Annotated in this window: 14 protein-coding genes and 1 pseudogene; 13 read left to right on the forward strand and 2 right to left on the reverse strand. The window is 64.5% G+C overall.

Annotated features, from left to right (window positions below):
* The 8 genes and pseudogenes from DBR12_RS22585 to DBR12_RS06445 all read left to right on the forward strand — a co-directional run.
* A pseudogene (locus tag DBR12_RS22585) lies at window positions 1-504 on the forward strand (lipopolysaccharide assembly protein LapB); the annotation flags it as partial.
* Window positions 505-531: 27 nt separating this feature from the next.
* Window positions 532-960: a helix-hairpin-helix domain-containing protein gene (locus tag DBR12_RS06415; RefSeq protein WP_108616502.1), complete on the forward strand. Its 429-nt coding sequence runs from the start codon at window positions 532-534 to the stop codon at window positions 958-960.
* Window positions 961-1,073: 113 nt separating this feature from the next.
* A complete protein-coding gene (locus DBR12_RS06420) occupies window positions 1,074-4,028 on the forward strand; it encodes a monovalent cation/H+ antiporter subunit A (RefSeq protein WP_108616503.1) in 2,955 nt (984 codons plus the stop codon).
* Window positions 4,019-4,384, forward strand: a complete 366-nt coding sequence (locus tag DBR12_RS06425; RefSeq protein ID WP_108616504.1) for a Na+/H+ antiporter subunit C — start codon at window positions 4,019-4,021, stop codon at window positions 4,382-4,384. The genes DBR12_RS06420 and DBR12_RS06425 overlap by 10 nt, the downstream gene beginning before the upstream one ends.
* Window positions 4,381-6,105 carry a monovalent cation/H+ antiporter subunit D gene (locus DBR12_RS06430; protein ID WP_108616505.1) on the forward strand — a complete coding sequence of 575 codons (1,725 nt, stop codon included), beginning with the start codon at window positions 4,381-4,383 and terminating at the stop codon, window positions 6,103-6,105. The genes DBR12_RS06425 and DBR12_RS06430 overlap by 4 nt, the downstream gene beginning before the upstream one ends.
* Window positions 6,102-6,617: a Na+/H+ antiporter subunit E gene (locus DBR12_RS06435; RefSeq protein WP_108616506.1), complete on the forward strand. Its 516-nt coding sequence runs from the start codon at window positions 6,102-6,104 to the stop codon at window positions 6,615-6,617. The genes DBR12_RS06430 and DBR12_RS06435 overlap by 4 nt, the downstream gene beginning before the upstream one ends.
* Window positions 6,614-6,892, forward strand: coding sequence for a K+/H+ antiporter subunit F (locus DBR12_RS06440; RefSeq protein ID WP_108616507.1), 279 nt, complete (start codon window positions 6,614-6,616; stop codon window positions 6,890-6,892). The genes DBR12_RS06435 and DBR12_RS06440 overlap by 4 nt, the downstream gene beginning before the upstream one ends.
* Entirely contained in the window at window positions 6,889-7,263 is a 375-nt protein-coding gene (locus DBR12_RS06445; protein ID WP_108616508.1) for a monovalent cation/H(+) antiporter subunit G, read from the forward strand. Before DBR12_RS06440 ends, DBR12_RS06445 begins: the two co-directional genes overlap by 4 nt.
* Before the next feature lie 48 nt (window positions 7,264-7,311).
* On the opposite strand, the gene DBR12_RS06450 is transcribed toward DBR12_RS06445, so the two are convergent.
* Together DBR12_RS06450 and DBR12_RS06455 are read right to left on the reverse strand one after the other, a co-directional pair.
* Window positions 7,312-10,965: a hydantoinase B/oxoprolinase family protein gene (locus DBR12_RS06450; RefSeq protein WP_108616509.1), complete on the reverse strand. Its 3,654-nt coding sequence runs from the start codon at window positions 10,963-10,965 to the stop codon at window positions 7,312-7,314.
* A 112-nt stretch (window positions 10,966-11,077) separates the two neighbouring features.
* Window positions 11,078-11,608 (reverse strand): winged helix DNA-binding protein, encoded by a 531-nt coding sequence (locus DBR12_RS06455; RefSeq protein WP_108616510.1) that lies wholly within the window; start codon window positions 11,606-11,608, stop codon window positions 11,078-11,080.
* A 182-nt stretch (window positions 11,609-11,790) separates the two neighbouring features.
* Here DBR12_RS06455 and DBR12_RS06460 point away from each other — a divergent pair, with 182 nt between their 5' ends.
* The 5 genes from DBR12_RS06460 to DBR12_RS06480 all read left to right on the forward strand — a co-directional run bounded on the left by DBR12_RS06460 (window position 11,791) and on the right by DBR12_RS06480 (window position 16,217).
* Complete coding sequence (locus tag DBR12_RS06460; RefSeq protein WP_108616511.1) at window positions 11,791-12,804, forward strand: TRAP transporter substrate-binding protein; 1,014 nt, start codon at window positions 11,791-11,793, stop codon at window positions 12,802-12,804.
* Window positions 12,804-13,340, forward strand: coding sequence for a TRAP transporter small permease (locus DBR12_RS06465; protein WP_108616512.1), 537 nt, complete (start codon window positions 12,804-12,806; stop codon window positions 13,338-13,340). Before DBR12_RS06460 ends, DBR12_RS06465 begins: the two co-directional genes overlap by 1 nt.
* Before the next feature lie 193 nt (window positions 13,341-13,533).
* Window positions 13,534-14,844 (forward strand): TRAP transporter large permease, encoded by a 1,311-nt coding sequence (locus DBR12_RS06470; RefSeq protein WP_199226645.1) that lies wholly within the window; start codon window positions 13,534-13,536, stop codon window positions 14,842-14,844.
* A 39-nt stretch (window positions 14,845-14,883) separates the two neighbouring features.
* Window positions 14,884-15,270 carry a fluoride efflux transporter CrcB gene (gene crcB, locus DBR12_RS06475; protein WP_108616513.1) on the forward strand — a complete coding sequence of 129 codons (387 nt, stop codon included), beginning with the start codon at window positions 14,884-14,886 and terminating at the stop codon, window positions 15,268-15,270.
* A gap of 83 nt (window positions 15,271-15,353) precedes the next feature.
* Window positions 15,354-16,217 (forward strand): TIGR00730 family Rossman fold protein, encoded by an 864-nt coding sequence (locus tag DBR12_RS06480; protein WP_108616514.1) that lies wholly within the window; start codon window positions 15,354-15,356, stop codon window positions 16,215-16,217.
* Window positions 16,218-16,466: the final 249 nt, after the last annotated feature.

Below are 16,466 nucleotides of genomic sequence, written 5' to 3' on the forward strand. Positions count from 1 at the left end.
ATCGAGCTTGCGAGGCTGCAGCGCCTCATGGGCCAGCATGCAGCGGTGCTCGCCACACTCAAGACGCTGGGCGAACGCAACCCTGCGGCCCTGCCGCTAGCAGCCCCGCTGATGGTCGAAGCCGCCACGGCCAGCGGGCGCACTTCAGAGGCCCATGGCCTGCTGCAAGCCCACTACAAACAAGCACCCTCGCTCGACGTGCTGGAGAGCCTCGTGGTCATGGAAGCCGCCGATGCCAGCACCAGCGGCTCCGCCCGGCAGCGCTATGTGGAGCACCTGGACAAGGAACGCTCGCTGGTGGCTGCCGCCAAATGGCTGGCCACCGAAAAGCTGGAGCATGAAGAGTTCCACCCCCAGGTCCAGCGCGCGCTGGAGCATGCCGTGAAACCCCTCACACGCTACCGCTGCGCGGCCTGCGGCTTCGAAGCCCGCCAGCATTTCTGGCAATGCCCCGGCTGCCAGACCTGGGACAGCTACCCCGCACGCCGCGTCGAAGAACTCTGACCCCCGCCAATGCCAAGGACATCCAACATGCTGAAGACACTGCTGACCCTGATCGCCACCCTGCTGCTGGCCACCACCGCCGCCTTCGCCGCCGTGGACGTGAACACAGCCACCGAAGCCGAACTCGACGGCATCAAGGGCATCGGCCCCGGCCTGTCGGGCCGCATCATCGAAGAGCGCAAGAGCGCACCCTTCAAGGACTGGGCCGACTTCATCGGCCGCGTGGGTGGTGTGGGCAACAAAACTGCCGTGAACTTCTCCAAAGAGGGCCTGACAGTCAACGGCAAGAAGTACAGCGCTGCAGCCGCCGCCAAGGCCGAGGCAAAGAACAAGCAGAAGAACGCCAGCGCCCAGGCCACGGACCGCAAGGCCCGCAGCAGCACCGAAAAAGAGACCGCCACACCGGCTGCGGAACCCACGGCTCCAGGCCCTGCAGCAAGCGCTAGCAAAAACTAATCAGACTTCACAAGCAGCAAGCCCGCTCCAGCGGGCATTTTTTTTACCCATCGCAAGCGTGGAATCAAGGACTGGGCAGGGTTTTTAGGGGCTGCCCCTAAAATCGTTTGCGCATGCCCCTGATCACCCTCATCCTCCTCCCTTTCATCGGCAGCCTGCTGGCGGCAATGTTGCCCGCCAATGCCCGCAACACAGAGTCGACGCTCGCAGGGCTCATCGCCCTGTTCTGCGCGGTGCAGGCGGCGCTCTACTTCCCAGAGATTGCCGATGGCGGGGTGGTACGGCAAGAACTGGCTTGGATCCCCGCACTGGGCCTGAACATGGTCATCCGCATGGATGGCTTTGCCTGGATGTTCTGCATGCTGGTGCTCGGCGTTGGCAGCCTGGTGGTGCTGTATGCGCGTTACTACATGTCGCCCGCCGACCCGGTGCCGCGCTTCTTCTCCTTCTTTCTGGCGTTCATGGGCGCGATGGCAGGTGTGGTGCTGTCGGGCAACATCGTCCAGATTGCGTTCTTCTGGGAGCTGACCAGCCTGTTCTCGTTCCTGCTGATCGGCTATTGGCACCACCGCAAGGATGCGCGGCGCGGCGCGCGCATGGCGCTCACGGTGACCGGCACGGGCGGGCTGGCCATGCTGGCAGGCATGCTGGTGCTGGGCCACATCGTGGGCAGCTACGACCTGGACCACGTACTCGCCGCCGGGCAGCTCATCCAGAACCACCCGCTGTACCTTACGGCCCTGGTGCTGATCCTGCTGGGTGCGCTCACCAAAAGCGCGCAGTTCCCGTTCCACTTCTGGCTGCCCAACGCCATGGCCGCGCCCACACCTGTGTCGGCCTACCTGCATTCGGCCACCATGGTGAAGGCAGGTGTGTTCCTGCTGGCCCGGCTGTGGCCCGCGCTGTCAGGCACGCAAGAGTGGTTCTGGCTGGTGGGCGGCGCAGGCCTGGTCACGCTGCTGGTGGGTGGCTATGCGGCCATGTTCCAGAACGACCTCAAGGGGCTGCTCGCGTACTCCACCATTTCGCACCTGGGCCTCATAACCCTGCTGTTGGGCTTGAACAGCCCGCTGGCCGCCGTGGCGGCCGTTTTCCACATCATGAACCACGCCACCTTCAAGGCCTCGCTGTTCATGGCCGTGGGCATCGTGGACCACGAAAGCGGCACGCGCGACATCAGGCGGCTGTCGGGGCTGCGCACCATGATGCCCATCACCGCCACGCTGGCCATGGTGGCCAGCGCGGCCATGGCGGGTGTGCCGCTGCTCAATGGGTTCCTGTCCAAGGAAATGTTCTTTGCCGAGACGGTGTACGTGAACACCACGCCGCTGCTGGGCTGGCTGCTGCCCGTGTCTGCTACGCTGGCGGGCATGTTCAGCGTGGCGTATTCGCTGCGCTTTACAGTGGACGTGTTCTGGGGCACACCGGCCACCGACCTCCCCCATCAGCCCCACGAGCCCCCGCACTGGATGCGCGTTCCTGTGGAGCTGCTGGTTCTGGCCTGCCTGGTGGTGGGCATGCTGCCCGCCTGGTCGGTGGGCGCCTACCTGGCAGCGGCTGCGCGGCCTGTGGTGGGGGGCGATCTACCCACCTACAGCCTTGCGGTATGGCATGGCCTCAACACCCCGTTTTTGATGAGCCTGGTGGCCCTGGGCGGTGGCATTGCACTGTATGCCGTGCTGCGGCGCCAGTTCACTCAGGGCACGCTGGATGCGCCCCCGTTCCTGCACCGCCTGAGCGGCCAGCGCATGTTCGAGCAGCTTCTTGCCGCCCTCACGCTGGCGGGCCGCAACGGCCGCCGCCTGCTGGGCACTGTCCGCCTGCAGTGGCAAATGCTGTGGCTGGCCGTTGCAGCCCTGGTTGCGGGCACGCTGCCCCTTTGGGCGCGCGGCCTGCCAATTGGAGACCGGGTGCTGCTGCCCCTTTCGCCCACCTTCGCCCTTTTGTGGCTGATCGGCTCCGTGTGTGCCGTGGCAGCGGCCTGGCAGGCCAAATACCACCGGCTTGCGGCGCTCACGCTGCTGGGCGGCTCTGGCTTGTGCGTGTGCCTGACCTTCCTCTGGTTCTCGGCCCCCGACCTCGCACTCACACAGATTGTGGTGGAGATCGTGACCACCATCCTCATCCTGCTGGGCCTGCGCTGGCTGCCCCGACGCGACGAGAGCCTGCGCTTGCCCACGATGGCCGAAGAGCGCCGTACCCAACTGCGCCGCTGGCGCGACTTGGCGTTGGCGCTGAGCGCGGGCGCTGGCATGGCGCTGCTTTCGTTTGCCATGATGAGCCGCCCCTTCCCCAACAGCACCTCTACCTTCTTCCTCGAACGCGCGTTCACCGAAGGCGGCGGTACCAACGTCGTCAACGTGATGCTGGTGGATTTCCGGGGCTTTGACACCTTCGGTGAGATCGTGGTGCTGGGCATAGTGGCCCTTACGGTCTATGCACTGCTCAGGCGTTTCCGTCCAGCGCGCGAGGTGATGGATCTGCCCCCACAGCAGCGTGCCTTGACCGCCGATGTAGACACCGACCTGTCGAATCCGCGTCAAACAATGGACACCGCAGTCGGCTACCTCATGGTGCCCGCCGTGCTCGTGCGCTTGCTGCTGCCCTTTGCCACGCTGGTGTCCATGTACCTCTTCATACGCGGCCACAACGAGCCCGGCGGCGGCTTCGTGGCAGGGTTGGTGTTTTCGGTGGCGTTGCTGCTGCAGTACATCGTCTCGGGCACCTCGTGGGTTGAAGCCCACCTTCCGCTGTACCCGCGCCGCTGGATTGGCGTGGGCCTGCTGGCAGCACTCGCCACGGGCCTTGGCGCCTGGGCCTGGGGCTACCCCTTCCTCACCAGCCACATGGCACACCTGCACCTGCCTGTGGTGGGTGAAATCCATGTAGCCAGTGCGCTGTTCTTTGACATCGGCGTGTTCACGCTGGTGGTGGGCTCCACCATGCTCATCCTCACCGGCATTGCCCACCAGTCGGTGCGCAGTCGCCGCTACAACAACGCGCGCGCCGCAGAGCAGGCCGCTCCCACAACGGTGCCAGCGCCCCCGGGAGAAACTCCATGGAACTGATTCTGGCCCTGGCCATTGGCGTGCTCACCGGCGCAGGCGTATGGCTGCTGCTGCGGCCGCGCACCTTCCAGGTCATCATGGGCCTGTCGCTGCTGTCCTACGCGGTCAACCTCTTCATCTTCAGCATGGGTCGCCTGGGCCTGGCCATTGACAAGGAGCCCGTGCTGCAGCCCGGCGTGCCACAGGACCTGCTTCACTATGCAGACCCCATGCCCCAGGCGCTCACGCTCACAGCCATCGTGATCGGCTTTGCCATGACCGCGCTGTTTCTGGTGGTGCTGCTGGCATCACGTGGCATGGCGGGCACCGACCATGTGGATGGCAGCCGCGCAAAGGATGTGCAGGAGATGCCATGACGGGCCCCGATTTCGCGGAATCCCTCGCGGCATCGCTGATGCCGCACCTGATCCTCGCCCCCATCGCGCTGCCCCTGCTCACGGCCGGGCTCATGCTGCTGTTGCGCGAGGAGCGCCAGCGCACCAAGGTCACGCTCAACATCGCCTCGACATTCCTGGGCTTGGTGGTCGCGGTGCTGTTGCTGGTGCGGGCCGATGATCCGAGCCTGCCCGACGGCCTGGGCGTGTACCTGCCCGGCAACTGGCCCGCGCCGTTCGGCATTGTGCTCACCATCGACCGACTCTCGGCCATGATGCTCACGCTGAGCAGTACCGTGGCCCTGGCCAGCGTGCTGTTCTCAGCGGCCCGCTGGCACCGGGCGGGTGTGCACTTTCACCCGCTGTTCCAGTTCCAGCTCATGGGGCTTGCGGGTGCTTTTCTCACGGCCGACCTGTTCAACCTGTTCGTGTTTTTCGAGATCATGCTGGCCGCCTCCTACGGGCTGCTGCTGCACGGCTCGGGGCGCCCACGCGTGTCGGCAGGGCTGCACTACATCGCCATCAACCTGGCGGCTTCGTCGCTGTTCCTGATTGGCGTGTCCATGCTTTATGGCATCACAGGCACACTCAACATGGCCGACCTGGCACGAAGCATCGCAGGCATACCTGCGACCGACCGAGGCCTGCTGCATGCGGCGGCTGCGATCCTGGCGGTCGCGTTTCTCATCAAGGCCGCTGTGTGGCCGCTCAACTTCTGGCTTGTCCCCGCCTACAGTGCCGCAACGGCGCCCATTGGGGCATTGTTCGCCCTCATGACAAAAGTGGGTGTGTACAGCGTGCTGCGCCTATGGACACTGCTGTTCGGCACCGAGGCAGGGGAATCGGCCCAGTTTGGCAGCCAGTGGCTGATTGGCGGCGGCCTTCTCACCATGGCGTTTGGCGCCGTCGGCATGCTGGGCTCTCAGCGCCTGGGTCATCTGGCCGGATTCGCGGCCATCCTGTCGTCGGGCACACTGCTGGCGGCTGTCGGCTTTGGGCAGGCCCTGCTCACGGGCGGGCTGCTGTACTACCTGCTCAGCTCCACGTTGGCCGTGAGCGCCCTCTTCCTGCTGACCGACCTGATCGACCGGTGGCGCAACGATGGCGCGAACCTCGCGCCCCACGAGCAAACCGACGACGCCCCCTTCCTCTCAGCCGACCTTGTTCCCACCGAGGGCATGAACCTCGATGACAAGGAGCAGGCACTGATCGGCCAGGTGATTCCGGCCGCCGCTGCCTTGCTGGGCCTGGCCTTCATCGCCTGCACTCTGGTCATTGCGGGCCTGCCACCGCTGCCTGGGTTTGTGGGCAAGTTCGCCATGGTGCATGCGCTGCTCAACCCACTGGGACTGGGCGCTTCCGGCGGGTTGCAACTGGGCGCTGCGGGCTGGACCCTGGTGGCCCTGCTGGTGGCATCCGGCCTGCTGGCGCTGGTTGCCCTCACCCGCGCGGGCATTCGGCACTTCTGGGCTGCGCATGACCGCTCGGCGCCCAAGCTGCTGGTGCTGGAAGGGCTGCCAATTGCCCTGCTGCTGGGCGCTTGCGCTGCACTGGCCTGGCAAGCCGGTGCCGTGATGCGCTACACCCAGGCCACTGCTGACGCTCTGCACGCACCTGCCGCTTACGTGCGCGCCGTAATGGCGGCAGAGCCCGTGCCCAACCCACCCAAGCCAGCCGTAACGCAGGGAGGCAACAAGCCATGAAACCACCCCCTCCCCCACGGCCGTTCAAGCGGTTGGTACCAGCCCCCTTGCTGTCTCTGGCGCTGCTAGGCCTGTGGCTGCTGCTCAACCGCAGCCTGAGTGCTGGGCATGTCGTCCTGGGCACTGTGTTTGCTCTGGCGATTCCGCTGCTCACTGCCGGGCTGCGCCCTCTGCCGGTGCGGGTGCGCAAACCCGGTGCCGTGCTCCGATTGGCGTTCACGGTGGTGGCTGACACCACACGCTCCAACTTGGCTGTGGCCCGCCTGCTGCTGGCCCCCGGCCGCAGACGGCACCCGGCAGCCTTCGTGCATGTCCCGCTGGATGTACGCGACCCCAACGCGCTCGCCGTGCTGGCGATGATCGTCTGCATCACACCTGGCACAGCCTGGGCCGAGCTCTCGCTGGACCGCAGCATGCTGCTGTTGCATGTGCTGGAGGTGGACGACGCAGCAGCCATAGCGGCCAGTGTCAAGCAGCGCTATGAGCGCCCCCTGATGGAGATATTCGAATGACCCCTGTCCTCAGCTGGGCCTTGCCGACGGCCCTGTTCATGCTGGCGCTGGCCATGGGCTGCGCGCTGATCCGTCTGCTCAAGGGACCTTCCGCACAAGACCGGATTTTGGCGCTCGATTGCATGTACCTGAGCGGCATGCTTGTGATGCTGGTGCTGGGCCTGCTGTACGGCAGCAAGAACTACTTCGAGGCAGCACTGCTGCTGGCGCTGTTCAGCTTCGTGGGTGCCATGGCGATGGCAAAATTTTTGCTGCGCGGCGAGGTAATCGAATGACCGAAGCCGTGCTGCCACTGTGGCTGGAAATCATCGTGGCCCTGCTGGTACTGGCTGGCGCCGGGCTGGCATTGTTGGGCTCCACGGGCCTGCTGAGCCTGTCCACGTTTTATGAGCGCATGCATGCGCCCGCCATCATCGCCACATTGGGTTGCTGGCTGATCATGCATGGCACGGTGTTGTACTTCTCTGTGGCCGACCGCAGCCTGGCGCTGCACGCGCTGCTGATCGCTGTGTTCGTGGCCGTCACCGTGCCCATCATGTCGATCTTTCTGATGCGCGCTGCGCTGTTCCGTGCGCGGCAGGCCGGGCTTGACGTTCCGCCCTGCCTGAGCCAGCCCAAGGCGCCCACAGAAGTCAAAAGCTCCTGATTTAATAGCTGCTTGCGCTTTGTGGATGCGCGCAAGCAGCCATTTACATTACCGCTTTTGGCCTGAAGCCCCAAAACCACCGCCTCCGGGTGTGTGAACCTCAAACACATCACCCGGCAGCATTTCGGCTTGGCCGATGTGATCCAGCAGCTCCACACGGCCATCGCTGCGCACCACCTTGTTGATGCCCACCGCCCCCGGCTGGCCACCCGACATTCCGAACGCGCCGTGGTGGCGACCGTTCGACAGTATGCTGGCCGTCATCGGCTCCAGAAAGCGCACACGGCGAATGCCGCCATCGCCGCCCTTCCACTGCCCCGCGCCACCTGAGCCCTTGCGGATCTCGTAGCCCTCCAGCCGCACCGGAAAGCGGAACTCCAGCACCTCAGGGTCCGTCAGGCGCGAATTGGTCATGTGGCACTGCACGACGCTGGTGCCATCAAACCCGCCCACCAATTTCCCATCAGCATCCCACACGCCGCCCGCACCGCTGCCACCTGAGATGGTCTCGTAATACTGGTAGCGCGTGCTGCCAAAGGTGAAGTTGTTCATGGTGCACTGCCCCGCTGCCATCAAGCCCAAAGCGCCATACAGCGCATTGGTGATACAGGTAGACGTCTCCACATTGCCCGCCACCACCGAAGCGGGTGGGTTGGGGTTGAGCATGGAGCCGGGCGGGATGATGACCTTGAGCGGCTTGAGGCACCCTGCGTTCAGCGGAATATCGTCATCCACCAGCGTGCGGAACACATACAACACCGCCGCCATGCACACCGCCGTGGGCGCGTTGAAGTTGTTGGTCTGCTGCGGGCTGGTGCCGGTGAAGTCGATGGTGGCACTGCGGCTATGCGCATCCACCTTCACGGCCACGCTGATCTGCGCGCCGTTGTCGAGCGGCAGGGTGAACGCGCCGTCCTTCAAGCGTGTGATCACGCGGCGCACGGACTCTTCGGCGTTGTCCTGCACATGGCGCATGTAGGCCTGCACCACGTCCAGCCCAAACTCGGCCACCATGCGGCGCAGCTCCTGCTGGCCTTTTTCGTTGGCGGCGATCTGCGCGCGCAGGTCGGCCATGTTCTGCTGCGGGTTGCGGCTGGGGTACTCGCCGCTTTCCAGCAGCGCAACCATCTCCGCCTCGCGCAGCACGCCGCGCTCCACCAGCTTCACGTTGTTGATCTGCACGCCCTCTTCTTCGATGCGCGTGGAGAACGGCGGCATGGAGCCGGGCGTGGTGCCGCCCACGTCCGCATGGTGACCCCGGCTGCCCACATAGAACGTGGGCTCAGCCTCATCGGCGATGTAGACCGGCGTGATGACCGTGATGTCCGGCAGGTGCGTGCCGCCGTGGTACGGGTCGTTGAGCACGAACACATCGCCAGGCTGCATCTTGCCAGTGTTCTCGCGGATCACCGTCTTGATGCTCTCGCCCATCGAGCCCAGGTGCACGGGCATGTGGGGCGCGTTGGCGATCAGGTTGCCCGCCGTGTCGAACAGCGCGCAGCTGAAGTCCAGCCGCTCCTTGATGTTGACCGAGTAGGCGGTGTTCTGCAGCTGCAGCCCCATCTGCTCGGCGATGTTCATGAACAGGTTGTTGAACACTTCGAGCAGCACCGGGTCCACCGTGGTGCCCACGGCATGATGAACGGCGCGCGCCACGCGGCGGTTGAGCAGCAGGTGGTCCAGGTCGGTCAGCGTCGCCTCCCAGCCGGGCTCGACGATGGTTGTCGCGTTCTTCTCGGCAATGATGGCTGGGCCGCGGACCACATCGCCGGGGCGCAAATCTTCGCGCACCACCAGGGCAGCATCGTGCCACGCAGCAATGCCATCCACGCCGCCGGTGTACATGCGCACGGTGCTGCGGCGCGGCACTTCGCGTACCGGCTGCAGCGCGTGGCGCGGCTCCACGGGCGCATCGCCAGGCACCACCGCCTCGACAGAGACCGCTTCCACCACAAGACCTTTTCCTTGCATGAGGAACGCAAAACGCTGGCGGTAAGAGTTCTCGAACGCAGCGGTGATTTCGGCCAGCGAGCCAAACGGCACGATGAGCGCTGAGTCGCTGCCCTCATAACGCACATGCACGCGGCGGTGCACCACGGCTGTGCCTGCGCCCACCTGCTGGCGCTCCAGCTCGGTGCGCGCGGTGGTGGCCAGTTGCTCCAGCGTGGCTTCAATGCCCGGCACAGCCTCGGGCACCAACTTGGTTTCCACAGCCTGTTCGCGGATCACATTCTGGTCGGCCAGCCCCATTCCGTAGGCGCTGAGCACCCCGGCCAACGGGTGCACAAAAATGCGCGTCATGCCCAGTGCATCAGCCACCAGGCAGGCGTGCTGGCCGCCTGCGCCGCCAAAGCACTGCAGCGTGTAGCGCGTCACGTCGTAGCCACGCGCCACGCTGATCTTCTTGATCGCATTGGCCATCTGCTGCACAGCGATTTGTATAAAGCCGTGCGCAACATCTTCGGCACTGCGGCCGGTTTGCGTGGCAAGGTCGCCGAACTTCTGCGCCACGGCATCGCCGTCCAGCGCCTCGTTGGCTGCATGGCCAAACACCTTGGGGAAGTGTGCGGGCTGGATCTTGCCCACCATCACATTCGCGTCCGTCACGGCCAACGGGCCGCCCCGGCGATAGCTGGCGGGGCCTGGGTTGGCGCCTGCGCTCTCAGGGCCTACGCGGAAGCGCGCACCGTCAAAACCGAGGATGGAGCCGCCACCGGCTGCGACCGTATGAATGCTCATCATGGGCGCGCGCATGCGCACACCGGCCACCTGCGTCTCGAACTCGCGCTCGAAATCGCCCGCGTAGTGGCTCACATCGGTGCTGGTGCCACCCATGTCAAAGCCGATGACCTTGTCGTGGCCCGCAAGCCCTGCAGTGCGTGCCATGCCCACAATGCCGCCCGCCGGGCCGCTGAGGATTGCGTCCTTGCCCTGGAACACCTGCGCATCCGTGAGGCCGCCCGACGACTGCATGAAGAACAGCTTGACGCCTGGCATCTCGCTCGCCACCTGGTCCACGTAGCGGCGCAGGATGGGCGAGAGATAGGCATCGACCACCGTGGTGTCGCCCCGGCTCACCAGCTTCATCATGGGGCTGGTGGCGTGGGATGCACTCACCTGCGTGAAGCCCACCGCGCGCGCAATGCGGGCGGCAGCTTGTTCATGTGCGGTGTAGCGGTAGCCGTGCATGAACACGATGGCCGCACTGCGCAGGCCTGCATCGTAGGCGGCCCAGAGGCGCTCCTTCAAATGCGCTTCGTCCAGCGCTTCGATCACATCGCCGTGCGCGCCCACACGTTCCTGTGCCTCGATCACACGCTCGTACAGCAGTTCAGGCAGCACGATGCGCCGGTCAAACAAACGCGGACGGTTCTGGTAGGCGATGCGCAGCGCGTCCCTGAAGCCCCTGGTAGTGATGAGCAGCGTGGGCTCGCCCTTACGCTCCAGCAGCGCGTTGGTGGCCACGGTGGTGCCCATCTTCACGCATTCCACCAGATCGGGCGTGACCGCCTCGCCGGGCTTCAAACCGAGCAGGTGGCGGATACCCGCCACGGCCGCGTCCCTGTACTGCTCGGGGTTTTCCGACAACAGCTTGTGCGTGACCAGCGTGCCGTCCGGCCGCTTGCCCACCACGTCGGTAAAGGTGCCGCCGCGGTCGATCCAGAACTGCCAGCGGGAGATGGGAGAGGGTGGATTGGACATATCAATGCTACTCATTTGATAGCTATCAGCGCTTTACAGTCGCGCGCAGAAGCCGATTTTTATTCAGATTTTCGAACCATACAGGGCACCGAAGCTACTCAGGCCACCAGCGTCACAGCGACGCAGCCGAGCGCGCGGCCTGGTCGTACATGCCCGAGAGCACACGCAGCAAACGGGCCAGCTCGCCGATGTCTCGGTTGAGCGCATCGTCGGCCTTCAGGGCATCGATGAGGCAGCTCTCGCGAATCTCGCGGTAGCGCTGCACATACGCACGGCCGGTGTCGGTAGCGGCGTAGGTGACTTCTTTGCCGTTTTTTTGCGAGGCCACCACGCCCAGGGTCTGCAGCTTTTTGAGCGAGTAGTTCACCAGGTGCGTGTCTTCCACGTTCATGATGAAGCAGATGTCTGCCAGGCGCTTGTCGCGCGCGCGGTGCGTGACATGGTGCAACACCACCACATCCAGCGGTGTCAGGTCCTTGAGCCCCGCGGCCGACATGCAGTGCACCACCCAGCGGTGGAACGCATTGCCCGCCACGATGAGGCCAAACTCGAACTCGCTCATCTCTGCGCTCTGTGCCGACACCAGATGTGCAGACGACACGATCGGGCCGGAATCGCCCTTGTCCTTGGCCCCAGGTTTCATGAACACCGCCTTTGCAATAGTCGAATCTGGCACGGGATATGCATGGGGCATTGTAGGCAAGTCACCAATAATTTGTTGGCAATTTGTCAGCGTTTAGGCAAAACACCTATGTCGCCACGGGTTGTTTTCGATAAAGTCGCCGACAGCCCTTTACCCCACATCCCTTACTTGCGGAGCACCCCATGAAGCGTCGAATCTTCCCCGCCACTGCCCTCGGTCTGGCCCTGGCCTGCGCCTTCACCGCCACGTCGGTCATGGCCCAGACCAAGTGGGACCTGGCTGCCGCCTACCCCGTGAGCAACTTCCACACAGAGAACCTGGTGCAATTCGCCAAGGATGTGGACGCCGCCACTGCGGGCAAGCTCAAGATCACTGTGCACGCCAATGCTTCGCTGTTCAAGGCCAATGAGATCAAGCGTGCCGTACAAGGCGGGCAAGCTCCCGCAGGCGAAATCCTGCTGGGCAACTTCGAGAACGAAAACCCGCTGTATGGCGTGGACGGCATCCCCTTCCTGGCCACCTCGTATGCGGACTCCAAGCGCCTGTACGACGCCCAGAAATCCTCGCTCGACAAGCTGCTTGGCACCCAGGGCATGAAGCTGCTGTATGCCGTGGCTTGGCCCCCGCAGGGCATCTACGCCAAGAAGGAGCTGACGTCGGTGGCTGACCTGCGCGGCATCAAGTGGCGCGCCTACAGCCCTGCCACGGCCAAGATCGCCGAACTGATCGGCGCCCAGCCCGTGACCATCCAGGCGGCCGAGTTGTCGCAGGCCCTCGCCACCGGCGTGGTCGAGGCCACCATGACCTCGGGCTCCACCGGCTACGACAGCAAGATCTACGAAAGCATCAAGCTCTTCCATGACACCCAGGCCTGGCTGCCCAAGAACGCGGTGATCGTGAACAAGAAGGCCTTCGACGCACTGGACAAGCCCAGCCAGGACGCACTGCTCAAGGCATCGGCAGAGGCCGAGGAGCGCGGCTGGAAAGTCAGCGCCGAGAAGACCGAGTGGTACAAAAAGGCGTTGACCGAAAAGGGCATGAAGATCGTCACCCCAGCGCCCAAGCTCATGTCTGACATGCGCCAGGTGGGCGAGATCATGCTGGCCGACTGGACCAAGAAGGCTGGCCCCGAAGGTGAGGCCATCATCGCCGCCTACCGCAAGAGCGCCCCCGCCACTGCACCGGCGAAGAAGTGATGCTGCGCCGCTGGCTTGACCGCATCTACCTGGCCGCTGGCGCCTTGGGCGCAGGCTTTATCGTGCTCATCTGCGTGCTCATGGTCGCACAAAGCATCATGCGCGAGCTGGGGCTGCGCACGGGGGCCATCAACGACATCGTGGCCTGGTTCTGTGCGGCAGCCGCCTTCCTGGCCATGGCCCACGCCTTCAAGCATGGCGACTTCGTGCGCGTGACGCTGATCCTGGAAAAGCTCCCCCCGCGCCGCTGCCGCCAGCTCGAAACCGTGGCGCTGAGTATTGGCGCTGTGGCCGTGGGGTATCTGATGTGGGCCGCGTGCAGCTACACCTATGAAAGCTGGGAGTTCAACGACATCGCCCAAGGGCTGCTGCCGATGCCATTGTGGATTCCGCAGCTGAGCTTTGCGCTTGGCTCCATCCTGCTGTGGGTAGCGGTGGTCGATGAACTCATCATCGTGCTGCGCGGCGGCGTGCCCACCTTCGTGCGTGCCGTCGAAGAGCGCCATGCCAAGGGCGACTTTTCCTCGGACATCTAGAGAGCCCCCCTTGAGGCGCTGCGCGCCTTCCCCCGAGGGGGACGCCACCGGTGGCCCGGCATTGCCGGTTCCACGGTGGCACTGGTTTTTTGCCGCGCCAGTTTTTTCGTTGCGCTGGAAGCGCAATGCGGTGTGAGTACCGATAACAACAGGCTGCATCGGGCATAGCGCTCATCGGCCCAGAAAGTTCGATATGGATATCTTGATGGTGGGTGGCGTTTTGCTCCTGCTGATGCTGGTGCTGTTGTCCGGCGGCGTGTGGATCGCCATGACGCTGGCGATTTGTGGCTGGGTGGGCCAGGCCTTTTTCACCTCCACGCAGCCGGCCAAAAACCTGTTCTCTGCCTTCTGGGAGAGCAACGCGAGCTGGGAGCTGGCGGCGTTGCCGCTGTTCATCTGGATGGGCGAGATCCTGTTTCGCACCAAGCTGTCTGAGGAAATGTTCGAGGGCTTGCGCCCCTGGCTCAACCGCGTGCCGGGACGGCTGATGCACACCACCATCCTGGGCTGCGGCATCTTCGGGTCTGTCTCAGGCTCGTCGGCTGCCACCTGCGCCACCATCAGCAAGGTGGCGCTGCCCGAACTCAAGCGGCGCGGCTATGACGAGAGACTGGCACTGGGCTCGCTGGCCACGGCGGGCACGCTGGGCATCCTGATTCCGCCGTCCATCACGATGGTGGTGTATGCGGTAGCGGCCGATGCCTCCATCATCCGCATCTTTCTGGCGGGGTTTCTGCCGGGCATCCTGCTGATGCTGCTGTTCTCGGGCTACATCGGCTGGTGGAGCCTGCGCAACCCCGACAAGGTGCCCGCAGCCGACCCACCCTCCACACTGCGCGAAAAAATCCGCAAGTCGGGCAACCTGATTCCCGTGGGCGTGCTCATTGTCTTCATCGTCGCAGTGCTGGTCACCGGCTACGCCACGGCCACCGAGTGCGCGGCCTTCGGCGTGATGGGCTCGCTGGGCCTGGCGCTGTGGAGCCGTTCGCTCACCTGGCAGAACTTCAAGGACGGGCTGATGGGCACCACGCGCACCAGCTGCATGATCATGTTCATCCTGGCGGGCGCCGCCTTTCTGACCAAGACCATGGCCTTCACCGGCATTCCGCGCGAGCTCGCCGAATGGGTGAACTCCATGCACCTGTCTCCGTTTGCCCTGATCAGCGTGCTGGTGGTGGTGTACCTGGTGCTGGGCACGGCGCTCGACGGCATCAGCATGATCGTGCTCACCAGCGCCGTGGTGCTGCCCATGATCCAGCAGGCCGGGTTTGACCTGATCTGGTTCGGCATCTTCGTGATCCTCCTGGTCGAGATCGCCGAGGTCACACCGCCCGTGGGCTTCAACCTCTTCGTGTTGCAGAACATGACAGGCAAGGACAGCAACACCATTGCACGGGCGGCCATACCGTTCTTCATGTGCCTGGTGGTCTGCATTGCGCTCATCACCGTCTTTCCCCAGATCGTGACCATCCTGCCCGACCTCGTCATGGGCGTGGAAAAGTAGCAAGAACAGCCAGGCTGCGCACGGTACGATCCCTCCTTCATGTTTGCAGCACTCGCCATCGCCCTCGGAGCCAGCATTGGTGCATTGGCGCGATGGCGCCTGGGGCTGTGGCTCAACACCGAAGGGGCTGTGCTGCCGTGGGGCACCCTGGCGGCCAACCTGATCGGTGGGTACCTGGTGGGTGTATGCGTTGCCGTCTTTCAGGGACTCCCCCAACTGGACCCCGCCTGGCGCCTGGCACTGGTGACCGGGTTTCTGGGAGGCCTCACCACCTTCTCCAGCTTTTCGGCAGAGGTGGTGAGCATGCTCCAGCAGCAGCGGTACCTGCTGGCTGCTGGTACCACGGGCATCCATCTCTTCGGCTCGCTCGCATTGACCGTTTGCGGCATACAGACCGCCACCTTTTTGCTGCCAGGCCGTAGCTGATAATCTGGCCAACAGGCGCTCATCGCCTCCCTTTTCAACCCACCGGTCAATGCCACTGCGGGCGTCAGCCCCGCCACTCCGCCATGGAAGCCAATACCCAACTCAACGAACGCCGCCTGGCCGATGCCTGGGCCGAACTGCACAACCACGCCACCAACGGCAACCCGCTGCAGGCCGACGCCTACCGCATGGCCTTTGCCGACCCCGAGTTCCTGTTCCGACGCGAAACGCGCGGCATCCGCTTTCAGCTGGAGATGCTCAAGCCCGACCTGGGGCAGACCGAGCAAGGCATTGAGAACACCATCGTGGTCTTTGGCAGTGCCCGCTTCATGGCCCCCGAAGACGCCGCCCAGGCCCTGACAGCCGCAGAAGCCACGGGCGACGCCACGCAGATTGCACGCGCCAAACTCGCCGTGCGCAACGCCCGCCACTATGACCTGGCCCGGCAGTTCGCCCAACTGGTGGCCGAGTACAGCGAGCACCAGCGCCCGGCCGACCGCCTCTACATCTGCACGGGCGGCGGCCCCGGCATCATGGAAGCCGCCAACCGCGGCGCGCACGAGGTGGGTGCACCCAACGTGGGCCTGAACATCGCGCTGCCCCACGAGCAAAGCGGCAACCGCTACATCACCCCATCGCTGAGCTTCAAGTTCCACTACTTCGCCCTGCGCAAGATGCACTTCATGATGCGTGCCAAGGCGCTCGTGGCCTTCCCTGGTGGTTTTGGCACGCTGGATGAACTGTTCGAGGTGCTGACCCTGGTGCAAACCGGCAAGGCCAAGCCCGTGCCCATCGTGCTGTGCGGCACGGACTACTGGAAGCGGCTGATCAACTTCGAGGTGCTGGTGGAAGAAGGCACGATCTCGGCACAGGACCTCAAGCTCTTTCATTACACAGACGACCCGAAAGAGGCCTGGGAACTGATCAAGGCGTTCTACAAGCTGTAGACCCGGGACGCCCCGGCCCGCCGTCCGCAACCACCGCAACCACCGCAATCAACGAATCACGGGAGGAGGCGGAGGTGGCGGCAACAGAATGATCGGCAGCACCGGAATGAACACAAACGGTGGCCGCACCGCGGGCGGTGGCGGAGCCGTGGTCGCGGGTGGCGGTGCCGTGGTGGCCGGCGGCGGTGCAGTGGTCGCCGGTGGCGGTGCCGTAGGCCGCGTAGGCGGCGGTGGAGTGCCCTGCACCGC

Source organism: Acidovorax sp. HMWF029, assembly GCF_003060895.1.
In the GTDB taxonomy this organism is placed as follows: Bacteria; Pseudomonadota; Gammaproteobacteria; order Burkholderiales; family Burkholderiaceae_C; genus Acidovorax.

Bases quoted from the DNA above. Each gene is read 5' to 3' on its own strand.
- DBR12_RS06415 (WP_108616502.1), top strand. From the start codon at position 532: ATGCTGAAGACACTGCTGACCCTGATCGCCACCCTGCTGCTGGCCACC.
- DBR12_RS06420 (WP_108616503.1), top strand. From the start codon at position 1,074: ATGCCCCTGATCACCCTCATCCTCCTCCCTTTCATCGGCAGCCTGCTG.
- DBR12_RS06425 (WP_108616504.1), top strand. From the start codon at position 4,019: ATGGAACTGATTCTGGCCCTGGCCATTGGCGTGCTCACCGGCGCAGGC.
- DBR12_RS06430 (WP_108616505.1), top strand. From the start codon at position 4,381: ATGACGGGCCCCGATTTCGCGGAATCCCTCGCGGCATCGCTGATGCCG.
- DBR12_RS06435 (WP_108616506.1), top strand. From the start codon at position 6,102: ATGAAACCACCCCCTCCCCCACGGCCGTTCAAGCGGTTGGTACCAGCC.
- DBR12_RS06440 (WP_108616507.1), top strand. From the start codon at position 6,614: ATGACCCCTGTCCTCAGCTGGGCCTTGCCGACGGCCCTGTTCATGCTG.
- DBR12_RS06445 (WP_108616508.1), top strand. From the start codon at position 6,889: ATGACCGAAGCCGTGCTGCCACTGTGGCTGGAAATCATCGTGGCCCTG.
- DBR12_RS06450 (WP_108616509.1), bottom strand. From the start codon at position 10,965: ATGTCCAATCCACCCTCTCCCATCTCCCGCTGGCAGTTCTGGATCGAC.
- DBR12_RS06455 (WP_108616510.1), bottom strand. From the start codon at position 11,608: ATGAAACCTGGGGCCAAGGACAAGGGCGATTCCGGCCCGATCGTGTCG.
- DBR12_RS06460 (WP_108616511.1), top strand. From the start codon at position 11,791: ATGAAGCGTCGAATCTTCCCCGCCACTGCCCTCGGTCTGGCCCTGGCC.
- DBR12_RS06465 (WP_108616512.1), top strand. From the start codon at position 12,804: ATGCTGCGCCGCTGGCTTGACCGCATCTACCTGGCCGCTGGCGCCTTG.
- DBR12_RS06470 (WP_199226645.1), top strand. From the start codon at position 13,534: ATGGATATCTTGATGGTGGGTGGCGTTTTGCTCCTGCTGATGCTGGTG.
- crcB (WP_108616513.1), top strand. From the start codon at position 14,884: ATGTTTGCAGCACTCGCCATCGCCCTCGGAGCCAGCATTGGTGCATTG.
- DBR12_RS06480 (WP_108616514.1), top strand. From the start codon at position 15,354: ATGGAAGCCAATACCCAACTCAACGAACGCCGCCTGGCCGATGCCTGG.